General features: G+C 71.3%; 11 protein-coding genes. 4 read left to right on the top strand and 7 right to left on the bottom strand.

Annotated elements, in window-relative coordinates:
* Nucleotides 1-6: 6 nt before the first annotated feature.
* Nucleotides 7-1,158: a dihydrodipicolinate synthase family protein gene (locus ASC56_RS05895; RefSeq protein ID WP_055490105.1), complete on the bottom strand. Its 1,152-nt coding sequence runs from the start codon at nucleotides 1,156-1,158 to the stop codon at nucleotides 7-9.
* On the bottom strand, nucleotides 1,155-2,306 hold the full coding sequence (locus ASC56_RS05890) for a Gfo/Idh/MocA family protein (protein ID WP_055490104.1): 1,152 nt from the start codon (nucleotides 2,304-2,306) through the stop codon (nucleotides 1,155-1,157). The genes ASC56_RS05895 and ASC56_RS05890 overlap by 4 nt, the downstream gene beginning before the upstream one ends.
* A gap of 467 nt (nucleotides 2,307-2,773) precedes the next feature.
* On the opposite strand from ASC56_RS05890, the gene ASC56_RS05885 reads away from it, so the two are divergent.
* From ASC56_RS05885 to ASC56_RS05875, 3 genes are all read left to right on the top strand, one after another.
* The gene (locus tag ASC56_RS05885; RefSeq protein WP_055490103.1) at nucleotides 2,774-3,814 is read left to right on the top strand and encodes a LacI family DNA-binding transcriptional regulator; all 1,041 of its coding nucleotides are present in this window, start codon (nucleotides 2,774-2,776) and stop codon (nucleotides 3,812-3,814) included.
* A gap of 316 nt (nucleotides 3,815-4,130) precedes the next feature.
* Nucleotides 4,131-5,354 (top strand): alkaline phosphatase family protein, encoded by a 1,224-nt coding sequence (locus ASC56_RS05880; RefSeq protein WP_199835928.1) that lies wholly within the window; start codon nucleotides 4,131-4,133, stop codon nucleotides 5,352-5,354.
* Nucleotides 5,351-6,472: an alkaline phosphatase family protein gene (locus ASC56_RS05875; protein WP_055490101.1), complete on the top strand. Its 1,122-nt coding sequence runs from the start codon at nucleotides 5,351-5,353 to the stop codon at nucleotides 6,470-6,472. Before ASC56_RS05880 ends, ASC56_RS05875 begins: the two co-directional genes overlap by 4 nt.
* A 173-nt stretch (nucleotides 6,473-6,645) precedes the next feature.
* On the opposite strand, the gene rbsD is transcribed toward ASC56_RS05875, so the two are convergent.
* From rbsD to ASC56_RS05850, 5 genes are all read right to left on the bottom strand, one after another.
* A complete protein-coding gene (gene rbsD / locus ASC56_RS05870; RefSeq protein WP_055490100.1) occupies nucleotides 6,646-7,035 on the bottom strand; it encodes a D-ribose pyranase in 390 nt (129 codons plus the stop codon).
* Nucleotides 7,032-7,931 carry a ribokinase gene (locus ASC56_RS05865; protein WP_055490099.1) on the bottom strand — a complete coding sequence of 300 codons (900 nt, stop codon included), beginning with the start codon at nucleotides 7,929-7,931 and terminating at the stop codon, nucleotides 7,032-7,034. Before ASC56_RS05865 ends, rbsD begins: the two co-directional genes overlap by 4 nt.
* Before the next feature lie 142 nt (nucleotides 7,932-8,073).
* The gene (locus tag ASC56_RS05860; protein WP_055490098.1) at nucleotides 8,074-10,020 is read right to left on the bottom strand and encodes a substrate-binding domain-containing protein; all 1,947 of its coding nucleotides are present in this window, start codon (nucleotides 10,018-10,020) and stop codon (nucleotides 8,074-8,076) included.
* A complete protein-coding gene (locus tag ASC56_RS05855) occupies nucleotides 10,010-11,539 on the bottom strand; it encodes a sugar ABC transporter ATP-binding protein (RefSeq protein ID WP_055490097.1) in 1,530 nt (509 codons plus the stop codon). Before ASC56_RS05855 ends, ASC56_RS05860 begins: the two co-directional genes overlap by 11 nt.
* The gene (locus ASC56_RS05850; protein ID WP_055490096.1) at nucleotides 11,536-12,588 is read right to left on the bottom strand and encodes a LacI family DNA-binding transcriptional regulator; all 1,053 of its coding nucleotides are present in this window, start codon (nucleotides 12,586-12,588) and stop codon (nucleotides 11,536-11,538) included. Before ASC56_RS05850 ends, ASC56_RS05855 begins: the two co-directional genes overlap by 4 nt.
* A gap of 271 nt (nucleotides 12,589-12,859) precedes the next feature.
* On the opposite strand from ASC56_RS05850, the gene ASC56_RS05845 reads away from it, so the two are divergent.
* Complete coding sequence (locus ASC56_RS05845; protein ID WP_055490095.1) at nucleotides 12,860-13,186, top strand: hypothetical protein; 327 nt, start codon at nucleotides 12,860-12,862, stop codon at nucleotides 13,184-13,186.
* The last annotated feature ends 72 nt before the right edge of the window (nucleotides 13,187-13,258 follow it).

Genomic DNA, 13,258 nt, shown 5'->3' with positions numbered 1-13,258 from the left:
CGGTACTCACTGGCTCACCCCGTACAGGGACAGCAGGTTCTTCATCCGCTTCTCGGCCAGATCCGGGTCGGGGAACAGGCCGAGGCCGTCGGCGAGTTCGTACGCCGTCGCGAAGTGCGGCAGCGAGCGCGCCGACTGCCTGCCTCCCACCATCGCGAAGTGCTCCTGGTGGCCCGCGAGCCAGGCCAGGAAGACCACCCCCGTCTTGTAGAAGCGCGTCGGTGCCTCGAACAGATGGCGCGACAGCTCCACCGTCGGGTCGAGGAGTTCACGGAAGCCCCTCACATCGCCCGTGTCCAGGACCCGTACCGCCTGTGCCGCCAGCGGGCCCAGCGGGTCGAAGACGCCCAGCAACGCGTGGCTGAAGCCCTGGTCGTCGCCCGCGATCAGCTCGGGGTAGTGGAAGTCGTCGCCCGTGTAGCAGCGCACGTCCTGCGGGAGGCGGCGGCGCAGGTCGATCTCCCGCTGCTCGTCCAGCAGCGAGATCTTCACGCCGTCCACCTTGTCCGGGTGCGCGGCGACGACCTCCAGGAACACCTCCGTGGCCGCGTCCAGGTCGCTCGAACCCCAGTAGCCCTCCAGGGCCGGGTCGAACATCGGGCCGAGCCAGTGCAGGATCACCGGGTCGGAGACCTGGCGCAGGAGACGGCCGTAGAGCTCCAGGTAGTCCTCGGGGCCGGAGGCCGTGGCGGCGAGGGCGCGCGAGGCCATCAGGATCGCCTGGGCGCCCGCCTCCTCGACCACCGCGAGCTGTTCCTCGTAGGCCTTGCGGATCTCCTCAGGGGAGCCCGTGGTCAGCTGGTCGGTGCCCACGCCGCAGGCGATGCGGCCGCCGACCGCCTTCGCCTCCGCCGAGGACCGGCGGATCAGCTCCGCCGCGCCCGCCCAGTCCAGGCCCATCCCGCGCTGGGCGGTGTCCATGGCCTCGGCGACACCCAGTCCGTGCGACCACAGATGGCGGCGGAAGGCGAGCGTGGCGTCCCAGTCGACCGCGGCGGGCGAGTCGGGGGACACGTCCGCGTACGGGTCGGCGACGACGTGCGCCGCCGAGAAGACCGTGCGGGAGCTGAAGGGGGTCCCCACCGCGACGGCGAGGGGATCGCGACGCGGCTCGTAGAGCCTGAGCCGGCCGCCGGAGTCGGGGAGCCGGATGGTCACAGGGAGATCTCCGGTACGTCGATACGGCGGCCCTCGGCCGAGGACCTCAGGCCCAGTTCGGCGAGCTGGACACCGCGGGCGCCGGCCAGCAGGTCCCAGTGGTAGGGCGCGTCGGCATACACGTGCCGCAGGAACAGCTCCCACTGGACCTTGAAGCCGTTGTCGAACTCCGCGTTGTCCGGCACCTCCTGCCACTGGTCGCGGAAGACCTCGGTGGCGGGGACGTCCGGGTTCCAGACGGGCTTGGGGGTCCCCGACCGGTGCTGCGCGCGGCACTTCCGCAGCCCCGCGACCGCCGAGCCCTCGGTGCCGTCCACCTGGAACTCGACGAGCTCGTCGCGGTTGACGCGCACCGCCCAGGAGGAGTTGATCTGGGCGATCGCGCCGCCCTCCAGTTCGAAGATGCCGTAGGCGGCGTCGTCGGCGGTGGCGTCGTAGGGCTTGCCGTTCTCGTCCCAGCGCTGCGGAATGTGGGTGGTGGCGAGGGTCTGCACGGACTTCACCCGGCCGAACAGCTCGTGGAGCACGTACTCCCAGTGCGGGAACATGTCGACGACGATGCCACCGCCGTCCTGGGCGCGGTAGTTCCAGGAGGGCCGCTGCGCGGCCTGCCAGTCACCCTCGAAGACCCAGTAGCCGAACTCGCCGCGGACGGACAGGATCCGGCCGAAGAAGCCGCCGTCGACGAGGCGCTTCAGCTTCAGCAGTCCGGGCAGGAAGATCTTGTCCTGGACGACGCCGTGCCGGATGCCCTTCTCATGGGCGAGGCGGGCCAGTTCCAGGGCGCCCCCCAGGCCCGTCGCCGTGGGCTTCTCGGTGTAGATGTGCTTGCCCGCCGCGATCGCCTTCTTGATCGACTCTTCGCGCGCGGAGGTGACCTGGGCGTCGAAGTAGATGCCCACGGCCGGGTCGGCGAGGACCGTGTCGAGGTCGGTCGACCAGTGGTCGAGCCCGTGCCGCTCGGCGAGCGCCTTCAGCGCGTGCTCGCGGCGGCCCACGAGGACCGGATCGGGCCACAGCACGGTGCCGTCGCCCAGGTCGAGGCCGCCCTGCTCGCGGATGGCCAGGATGGAGCGGACGAGGTGCTGGCGGTAGCCCATGCGTCCCGTCACGCCGTTCATGGCGATACGCACCGTCTTGCGTGTCACTCATTCCCTCCGTACGCGTCCGGCGCCGTGCACGCCCACCGGCGAACGCGACAGCAAGCGCTTTCTGCATCGTGAGACGCTAGCCTCTGTGCGGCGGATCGGACAAGACCGCGTGGGTGACGAGATACCCGCGCCCTACGACGAGGTGCCCGCGCCCGATACGACGAGATACCCGCGCCCGATACGAGACGCATGCACCCGTACACGTCATACGGAACGTACGTGTTCGTATGCGACGTCCCACGGGATGACACGGCAGGTTCGGCGTCGCGTGGTTGGTCGATCCGTCGAACACGGAGAACCGCGCCCCTGTACACGGGAGTCCGGAGAGCTGTAGATGGATCACTACAGATGTGTGCGGACCACACCACAGATCTCCCTGCCCTGAAGACGAATCTGCACAGGAACCCGAGTACGAACCTGAGTGCGACAGGTACGACGAGACGCACGACCGGAGGACGACGACGATGACGGTGACCCTGGCGGACGTGGCGGCGCGCGCGCAGGTGTCGCCCGCCACCGTGTCGCGTGTGCTGAACGGGAACTACCCGGTGGCGGCGTCCACCCGGGAGCGGGTGCTGCGCGCCGTCGACGAGCTGGACTACGTCCTCAACGGCCCCGCGAGCGCGCTCGCGGCGGCCACCTCCGACCTGGTCGGGATCCTGGTGAACGACATCGCCGACCCGTTCTTCGGGATCATGGCGAGCGCGATCCAGTCGGAGATCGGGGGCCCGGGTGGACGGGCGGGCGGCGAACGGCTCGCCGTGGTCTGCAACACCGGCGGCTCACCGGAACGGGAGCTGACGTATCTCACGCTGCTGCAGCGGCAGCGGGCGGCGGCCGTGGTGCTGACGGGTGGCGCGGTGGAGGACAGCGCGCACGCGGAGGCCGTGGGTGCGAAGCTGCGGAAGCTGACGGCCGCGGGGACGCGCGTGGTGCTGTGCGGACGGCCGCCCGCCCCCGAGGCGATCGCGCTGACCTTCGACAACCGCGGGGGCGGACAGCGGCTGACCGAGCACCTGATCGGGCTCGGGCACCGGCGGCTCGGATACATCGCGGGCCCGGAGGAGCGCACGACGACCCGGCACCGGCTGGAGGGGCACCGGGCCGCGCTGGCCGCCGCCGGGATCGAGGACGACCCCCGCCTCACCGTGCACGGCCGCTACGACCGCCGCGCGGGCTATGAGGCGACGCTGGAACTGCTGCGCCGGGAGTCGTCGTTGACGGCGATCGTGGCGGCGAACGACACGGTGGCGCTGGGCGCGTGCGCGGCACTGCGGGACTCCGGCCTGCGGATCCCCGACGATGTGTCGGTGGCCGGCTTCGACGACCTCCCGTTCGCGATCGACGCGGTACCGGCCCTGACGACGGTCCGGCTGCCGCTGTCGGAGGCGGGCGCCCGGGCGGGCCGGATCGCGATGGGCCGCGAGGAACCGCCGCCGGGCGGCATCGCCACGGTGCGGGGGGAACTGATGGTGCGGGGTTCCACGGCGGCACCGCGGGACTGACGCGCTCCCGCGCATCCGGACGGCCGAGGGGCGGGCGCCGTGCCGAAGCGGGGTCCGGCCCGGCCTGTCCCGCGCCGACCACGGGCGTCCGGCGCTCGACCGCGGCCGGATCGGACCCGGAGGGGAACGTCCCGGCCACGGACCGTGCCCCCGGCGGGAGCCCTGTGGCGCCCCACGGAACTCCCGGTGAACGTCCGCGGAACCCTCAACCGGATTACTACTCTCCGGTTTATCGGGCAGCTATCAAGGCTCTGTGAACATCTCCCGCAGAAGACTGATCATCGGCGCTGCGGCTGCGACCGCAATCGCCCCCCTTGTGACCGAGGGTCTGGCCGAGGCCGGTCAGACATACCTCTCCCCGCAGCAGGCCCCCTCCCTTCCGGCGCCCGCGGACTCCGGAATCGACCACATCGTGGTCGTGATGATGGAGAACCGTTCCTTCGATCACTATCTGGGCTGGCTCCCGGGCGCCGACGGCAAGCAGGCCGGGCTGACGTACACCGATCGCGACGGCGTCGCCCACTCCACCCATCACCTGGACACCGCCCAGGGCTGCCGGTACAACGACCCGGACCACAGCTACGAGGGCGGCCGGATCGAGTACAACGACGGCCGCTGCGACGGATGGCTGCGCGCCGGGACGAACGACGAGTTCTCCATCGGCTACTACCTGCCCAAGGACCTCGACTTCTACGGCAAGGCCGCCCCCGCCTGGACGGTCTGCGACCGCTACTTCTCGGCGATCATGGCCGAGACGTATCCCAACCGCTTCTACCAGCACGCCGCGCAGACGGACCGCATCCACAACTCCACGGACGTCTCGACGCTCCCCACCATCTGGGACCGCATCGCCGGCGCGGGCCTGCAGGGCAAGTACTACTTCCACGACGTGCCGTTCACCGCGCTGTGGGGCACCAAGTACCTCGGGACCTCACACCCGTACGCGGACTTCCTCGTCGACTGCGCCGCCGGCACGCTGCCGCAGGTCTCCTTCGTCGACCCCAAGTTCCTCGACGAGGGCAGCGGCACCTCCGCCGACGACCACCCGCACGCCGACATCCGCGCGGGGCAGCACTTCCTCAACGAGGTCTACCACGCCGTCACCACCGGCCCCGCCTGGGGACGGACCCTGCTGGTGATCAACTACGACGAGTGGGGCGGCTTCTTCGACCACGTACCGCCCACCACCGCCCCCGACGCCCGCCCCGAATGGGGCCTGCGCGGATTCCGCACGCCGTGCCTGGTGATCTCCCCGCGTGCGAAGCGGGGCCACGTCGCGCATGGTGTGTACGACCACACCTCGGTCCTGAAGGCCATCGAGTGGCGCTGGCACCTGCCCGCCCTGACTCCCCGGGACGCCGCGGCGAACAACATCGCCGAAGTGCTCGACTTCACCAACCCGCCGAACCTCCGGGCCCCGCAGTGGTCGGTGCCCGACGTCGTCGGACTGCCCTGCCCGCCCGCCGTGCCGGCCGACTACGAGCAGTGGCACGCGGTGCGCGACCTCGCTCGCTCGCACGGATGGAAGCTCCCCTCATGAAGCATCGCCTCTCCCGCGGCAGGCGCCGCCTGATGCTCCTGGCCGCCGCGTTCACCGCCCTCGTGGCCGGCGGCAGCGGCACGCTCCTGGCGATGCAGGCCGAGGCCGCGCCCGCCGCACGCCCCGGCCACGTCTTCGTGATCAACCTGGAGAACAAGGGCTACGAGGAGACCTGGGGCCCCGGCTCCCAGGCGCCGTACCTCAGCCGGACGCTGCGGTCCCAGGGCGTGCTGCTGACGCAGTACTACGGCATCGGCCACAACAGCCTGGACAACTACATCGCGCAGATCTCCGGACAGGGGCCCAACCCGGACACCCAGGCCGACTGCCAGGTCTTCGCCCCCTTCGTGCAGACCGGCACCGTCGCCCCCGGCCAGGCCGTCGGCCGCGGCTGCGTCCACCCCTCCGGCGTGAAGACGCTGGCCGACCAGATGGGCGCCGCGGGCCACAGCTGGAAGGGCTACATGCAGGACATGGGCACCCCGTGCCGCCACCCCGCGGTGGGCGCCGTGGACGACACGCAGAAGGCGAAGACGGGCGACCAGTACGCCACCCGGCACAACCCGTTCATGTACTTCCACTCGATCATCGACCAGCAGAGCAGCTGCGCCCGGCACGACGTCGACCTCTCCGCCCTCGCCACCGACGTGAAGAGCACGACGACGACCCCCGAGCTGAGCTACATCACGCCCAATCTCTGTGACGACGGCCACGACTCCCCGTGTGTGGACGGCCGTCCGGGCGGGCTGGTCTCCGCCGACGCCTGGCTGAAGAAGTGGGTCCCGGTCATCACCTCGTCCCCTGCCTTCAAGAAGGACGGCATGCTGGTGATCACCTTCGACGAGTCGGACGGCCCGCAGAAGGACGCGAGTGCCTGCTGCGGCGAGGGCCCCGCCCCGAACGCCCCGCTGCCCGGCATCACCGGCCTCGGCGGCGGCCGTACGGGCGCGCTCGTGCTGTCCCCCTTCACCAAGGGCGGCACCTGGAGCACCACGCCGTACAACCACTACTCGCTGCTCGCCAGCATCGAGGACCGCTTCGGACTGCCGTACCTGGGTTACGCCGGGCAGAAGGGCCTCAGCCGCTTCGGTACCGACGTGTTCAACGCCGGGAACTGACGGCGCGGCACATACCCGCGGGATCCGTGCAACCCTTTCGGCGCCGCGCGTGTCCTACACGGCGTCAGAACTTCTGGAGGGGATCTGGGGGGATCGCGGGGTTCTGACCCGGAGGGGAGAGCCGAGGGGCCTGGTCGACGGACCGGGCCCCTCGAAGTGCCTCTGCCACCGGGTCAGAAGAAGACCCCACAGCGCAGCAGCACGTTCGCGTACGGGCGGGCCTCACCCGTGCGGACGACCAGACGCGCCCGGGCCGTCATCCGCTTCAGCCTCTCGTGCGGGACCAGTTCCAGATCCGGGAAGCGGGCGTCCAGCAGGGACGACGCCTCGGGGTTCGCGTCGCGGACCTCGTGCGCCGCCGTCGCGCCCTCCACCACCAGCTCGTCCAGCAGACCGTCCAGGACCTCGGCGAAGGACGGCACCCCGGCACGGAAGGCCAGGTCCACCACCCGCGGGCCCACCGGTATCGGCATGCCCACGTCGCACACCAGGACCCCGTCCCGGTGCCCCAACTCGGCGAGGGCGCCCGCGAGATGACGGTTCAGGATTCCCGCCTTCTTCACAGGGCCCCGACCTCCTCGGCCGTCGGGAAGGACTCCTGCGCCCCGGGGCGGGTGACCGCCGCCGCGCCCACCCGCGCCGCGTACGCCGCCGCGTCCGGCAGCGACGAGCCCGTGCCCAGCCGCCAGGCCAGCGCCGCCGTGAACGCGTCGCCCGCACCCGTCGTGTCCACCGCGTCCACCCTCACGGACGCGACCCGGGTCATGGCCTCGCCGGTCGCGACCAGCGCGCCCTCCGCGCCCAGCGTCACCACGACGGAGCGCGGGCCCAGCGCCAGCAGCGCGGCGGCCCGGTCCTCGGGCGAGCCGCCCAGCTCACCCCCCGCGATGACCCGCGCCTCGTGCTCGTTCACGATCAGCGGGTCGCACGCCGCCAGCACCTCGGCGGGCAGCGGCCGCGGCGGCGACGGGTTCAGTACGAAGCGGGTGCCGGACGGCAGGTTCCGTACGACCTCCACGACCGTCTCCAGCGGGATCTCCAACTGCGCCGAGACCACACGGGAGGCGCGCAGAAGGCCGTGCGCGGCCTGTACGTCCTCCGGAGCGAGCCGTCCGTTGGCCCCTGGCGAGACCACGATGCTGTTGTCCCCCGACGGATCGACGGTGATCAGCGCGACCCCGGTGGGCGCCCCGCCGACCAGGACCCCCGAAGTGTCGACGCCCGCCTCGCGTTGCGCGTCCAGCAGCAGCCGGCCGTGCGCATCGTCGCCGACCCGGGCCAGCAGCGCCGTACGGGCGCCGAGGCGGGCGGCGGCGACCGCCTGGTTCGCCCCCTTGCCACCCGGGTGGACGACCAGGTCGGAGCCGAGCACGGTCTCCCCGGCCGCGGGCCGGCGCTCGACCCCGATCACCAGGTCCGCGTTGGCGGAGCCCACGACCAGAAGGTCGTAGTCGTACATGAACTGTCTCCCAACGGATCCCCACGGATCCATGGATCCTTGCAGCGGTGAAGCCGGTGCCACGGCGGTGAAGCCGGTGCCACGGCAGTGGGCCGCGCGGTGCTGCGCGGCCCACCGACGTGGCGCCGGAAGGGCGCGGGGGTCAGCCGCTGAACCCGGCCACGTTCTCCTTCGTGACCACCTTCACCGGAACCTTCACCGTCGCCTCGACCTTCTTGCCCTGGGCGGCCCGCAGCGCGTTCTCCACCGCGATCCGCCCCAACTGCGTCGGCTGCTGCGCGACCGACGCGTACAGCGTGCCCGCCTTGACCGCGGTCAGCCCGTCGGGCGTGCCGTCGAAGCCGACGACCTGGACCGATGTGCCGGCCTTGGAGCCGAGCGCCTTGATCGCGCCGAGCGCCATCTCGTCGTTCTCGGCGAAGACGCCCTGGACGTCCGGGTGGGCCTGGAGCAGGTTCGTCATCACGTCGAGGCCCTTGGTGCGGTCGAAGTCCGCGGGCTGCTTGGCCACCACCTGGATGCCCGGGTAGGCCTTCAGGCCCTCCTCGAAGCCCGCGCCGCGCTCACGGCTGGCGGACGTGCCGGCCAGGCCCTGCAGGATCACGATCCTGCCCTTGCCGCCCAGCTTCTCGGCCAGCGCCTTGGCTCCCAGCCTGCCGCCCTCGATGTTGTCGGAGGCGACCAGCGCGGCCGTCTTCGCCTTGTTGACGCCGCGGTCCACGCCCACGACGGGGATGCCGGCCTTGTTCGCGGCCCGCACCGCGGGGCCCGCCGCGTCCGAGTCCACCGGGTTGACGATGATCGACCCAAGCCCCGAACTGGTGAAGTTCTGCAGCTGGTTGGCCTGCTGCGAGGCGTCGTTCTGCGCGTCCGTGACGGTCAGGTCGACGCCCAGCTTCTTCGCCTCCTGCTGCGCGCCCGACTTGATCTGCACGAAGAACGGGTTGTTGAGGGTCGACAGCGACAGGCCCACCTTCGGCGTCGCGGACGAGGAGCCGCCGTGCAGGAAGGACATCGCGCCCACCACGGCCGCCGCGACCACGGCGGCCAGCACGTACGTCACCGCCTGCTTGCCCTTGCCGCCCGGAGAGGTGCCGGCGGCCACAGGCGTGGCCCCCGCCTTGCGCCGCACGGTGTCCAGCAGCACCGCGAGCGCGATCACGACACCGATGACGACCTGCTGCCAGAACGCCGACACCGAAAGGAGGTTGAGGCCGTTGCGCAGCACCGCCAGGATCAGTGCGCCGATCAGCGTGCCCGACGCCTTGCCCGTGCCGCCCGCGAGGGAGGCGCCGCCGATGACGACCGCGGCGATCGCGTCCAGCTCATAGCCGTTCGCGGCCTGCGGCTGCGCGGAGGACAGCCGCGCGGCGAGCACGATGCCCGCGGCCGCGGCGAACAGACCCGACAGGGCGTAGATCGCGAGCTTCTGCCTCTTCACCCGCAGACCCGACAGCCGCGCCGCCTCCTCGTTGCCGCCGATCGCGTACATCGAGCGGCCGACGTACGTACGGCCCAGCACGAACGCGGTGATCAGGCCCATGACGACCATGACCAGAACCGGCACGGGCAGCCAGCCGCCCAGCGTGTCACCGAGGTGCGAGACGGAGGAGGGCAACGCGATCGGGGAACCCTGCGAGATGACCAGCGACAGACCGCGGCCGACCGACAGCATGGCGAGCGTCGCGATGAACGGCGGCAGCTTCCCGTACGAGATCAGGATGCCGTTGACGAGACCGCAGGTGAGACCCGTGGCGATCGCGAGGAGCACGGCTGTCGCGACCGGGACGCCCGCCGAGGTGGCGCTCCAGGCGAGGACGGTGGCCGACAGCGTGGCGACCGACCCCACCGACAGGTCGATGCCCGCGGAGACGATCACGAAGGTGACGCCGAAGGCGAGGATGGCGGTCACGGCCGCCTGCACGCCGATGTTGAGGAGGTTGTCCGTCGTCAGGAAGTCGCCGGACAGCGCCGACATGCCGACGACGAGGACGATGAGGGCGGTGAGCGCGCCGTTGTCGAGCAGGAGGCGGCGAATCCCCCCGGCGCCACCGGCGCCCGCTGTGCTCTTGAGCGTGTCAGTGGCCACGGGTGGCCTCCGTTTCGTCGACAGACATGGTGGGTGTGCTGACGGCGAGCGCCATGACGGAGTCCTGGGTCGCCTCGTCGGCGGTCAGTTCGCCCGCGATCCGGCCCTGGGCCATCACCAGCACCCGGTCGCTCATGCCGAGCACCTCGGGAAGATCGCTGGAGATCATCAGGACGGCGGCGCCCGCGGCCGTGAGTTCGTTGATCAGCTGGTAGATCTCGACCTTGGCACCGACGTCGATGCCGCGCGTCGGCTCGTCGAGGATCAGCACCTTGGTGTTCGCCAGCAGCCACTTGCCGATGACGACCTTCTGCTGGTTGCCGCCGGAGAGCGTGCGCACGTGCTGGCCGAGCCCGGCCATCCGCACGCCGAGCCGCTCGGCCACCCCGGCCGCGGCGGCCCGCTGCCCCTTGCGGTCGACCAGTCCGCCGCGGGTGGCGGCCCGCAGGGTCACGAGCCCCAGGTTCTCCTCGACGGACGCGTCCAGAACGAGCCCCTGGCCCTTGCGGTCCTCCGGCACGAGCCCGATCCCGGCGTCCATCGCGGCGTTCACGTCGTGCCGGCGCACCTCGGCTCCGGCGACCCGCACGGCTCCCCGGTCGTAGGGATCGGCGCCGAACACGGCGCGCACGACCTCCGTTCGCCCGGCGCCCACGAGCCCCGCGATGCCGACGACCTCACCGGCCCGCACCTCGAACGACACATCGTGGAAGATCCCGTCCCGGGAGAGCCCCTCGACAGTGAGCAGCGCGGCGCCCGTCTCGGGGCGCGTGCGGGGGTACTGCTGCTCGATCGACCGCCCCACCATGAGCCGCACGAGCTCGTCCTCGGGCGTGGAGGCGGGCACCTGCCCGACGCTGCGCCCGTCACGAATGACGGTGACGCGGTCCCCGAGGGCGGCGATCTCCTCCAGATGATGGGTGATGAAGACGATCCCCACGCCGTCCTCGCGCAGCCTGCGCACGATGGCGAACAGCTTCTCGACCTCTTCGGAGGTGAGCACGGCCGTCGGCTCGTCCATGATGAGCACGCGCGCGTCGAGGCTGAGGGCCTTGGCGATCTCCACCATCTGCAGCCGTGCGATGCCCAGTTCACGCACCCGCGCGCGGGGGGACACGTGCACGCCGACGCGTTCGAGGAGTTCGGCGGCGTCCGCCTCCATCCTCTTCCGGTCGATCATGCCGAAGCGGCGCGGCTGGCGGCCCAGGAAGATGTTCTCGGCGACGGTCAGGTCGGGAACCAGGTTGAACTCCTGGTAGATGGTGGCGATCCCGAGGCGCTCGGAGTCCTGCGCACCGTGGATGCGCACCTCCGCGCCGCCGACCACGATCCGCCCCGCGTCGGGGCGGTAGGCGCCGGAGAGCATCTTGATGAGGGTGCTCTTGCCCGCGCCGTTCTCACCGAGCAGCACGTGCACCTCAGCCCGGCGCAGGTCGAAGTCGACGCCATCGAGCGCGACCACGCCGGGGAAGGTCTTGCGTATGCCTTCGATGCGCAGCAACTCGTCCGGGTTGCTCACGGCTTGCTCCTGTTCGTTACGAGGGACGGCTGCCCGGGGGCCGAGGGCTCCTGGGGAGCGGGCTCGCCGCACGAGCGGCGTACGACGAGATGGGCGGGGAGGGTGACGGACTTGGGGGGCCGCCCCTCGATGCGGTCGACCAGCGCGCGTACGGCGGCGCGCCCCAGCTCGGCCGTGGGCTGGGCGATCGCGGTGACCGGCGGATCGGTGTGCACGAACCACGGGATGTCGTCGAACGCGGCGAGCGCGATGTCGTCCGGAACCCGCAACCCGCGCGCGCGGACGGCGTCCAGCGCGCCGAGCGCCATCAGGTTGTCGGCCGCGAACACGACCTCGGGCGGCTCGGCGAGGTCCAGGAACCGCTCGGTGGCCCGGCGCCCGCTCTCGGCCTGGAAGTCGCCCTGGCCTGTGTAGGCGTCCGGGAGGGGAAGCTCGTACTCGCCCATGGCCTGGCGGAAGGCCTCGACGCGCTCTCGGCCGGTCGTGGTCGCCGCGGGTCCCGCGATGATCGCGAGCCGCCGGTGCCCGAGCCCGTGCAGATGGGCGACGAGGTCGCGGATCGCGGCGCGTCCGTCGGCGCGTACGACGGGTACGTCGACGCCCGCGATCCACCGGTCGACGAAGACCATGGGGGTGCCGGCCCGCGCGGCGTCCAGCATGAGCGGGGAGCCGCCGTCGGTCGGGGAGACCAGCAGCCCGTCGATCCGCCGGTCCAGCAGGGTCCGGACATGGTGGTCCTGGAGATCGGGCCGCTCGTCGGCGTTGCCGATGATCACGCTGTAGTCGAGCGCGCGGGCCTCCTCCTCGACGGAGCGGGCCAGGTGGGTGAAGTACGGGTTCAGCACGTCGCTGATGACCAGGCCGAGGGTGCGGGTCTGGTCGGTGCGCAGGGACCTGGCGACGGCGTTAGGGCGGTAGCCCAGCGCCTCGACGGCGGCCCGTACGCGGCTGCGCGCGTCGGCGCTGACCGACGGGTGGTCGTTCAGGACGCGCGACACCGTGGCGACGGATACACCCGCCTCGGCGGCGACGTCCTTGATGCTCGCCATCGCCGGGATCACCTCCTTGTGAGTCCGGTATGTGAGTCGTGGAATCGTTTACACGATCGACACGGAGGATTGGAATCGATTACACGAGGGTGAGACAAGGGGTCTGCCGGGACGAGACCCGATTGTGACCTGGCGTGCCGAAGCGTGCTCGGACGAGCGGAATGCCGTGGCTGGGCTGTGCCGTCAGGTGGTTGCGGGTGTGACGAGCGGCCGTGAACATGGTGGGTGCGGAATCGTTCGGTGAGGTCAACTCGCCACAGGGGGAGGCAACATGAGGTTCGACATGGGGGCGCAGACCCTGTCGACGTTGATGAAGGACTCGCGTGGGTCGAGTAGCGATCTGGGGTCGCTGGTGCATCGGTTGGCGCAGGCGGCGGAGCCGTTGGAGGGGAAGTTCCACGGTGCGGGCCGGGTGGCGTTCGATCAGTTCAAGGCGCGGGCGGACGGGATCGCGAAGGAGCTGAACGGTTCGCTGGCGGCGATCTTGGGCGGTCAGTCGGGGATGGAGTCGGCGTTCGGGTCGGGTGACCAGGAGCAGGGTGAGAACGCGCGGCGTCAGATGGGGGCGGCGAACTTCGACGGGGCGCGGTTCCGCTGAGCGTCGCTGTGTCCGGTGGCGGTGTGGGCCCCACTCCGCCCCGCCTGTCAGTCCCCGGCGGTAGCGTCGGAT

Source organism: Streptomyces sp. TP-A0356, from assembly GCF_001417775.1.
Lineage (GTDB): Bacteria > Actinomycetota > Actinomycetes > Streptomycetales > Streptomycetaceae > Streptomyces.
Note: the sequence above shows the minus strand (reverse complement) of the source record. Positions and strands in the feature narration are given on the sequence as shown.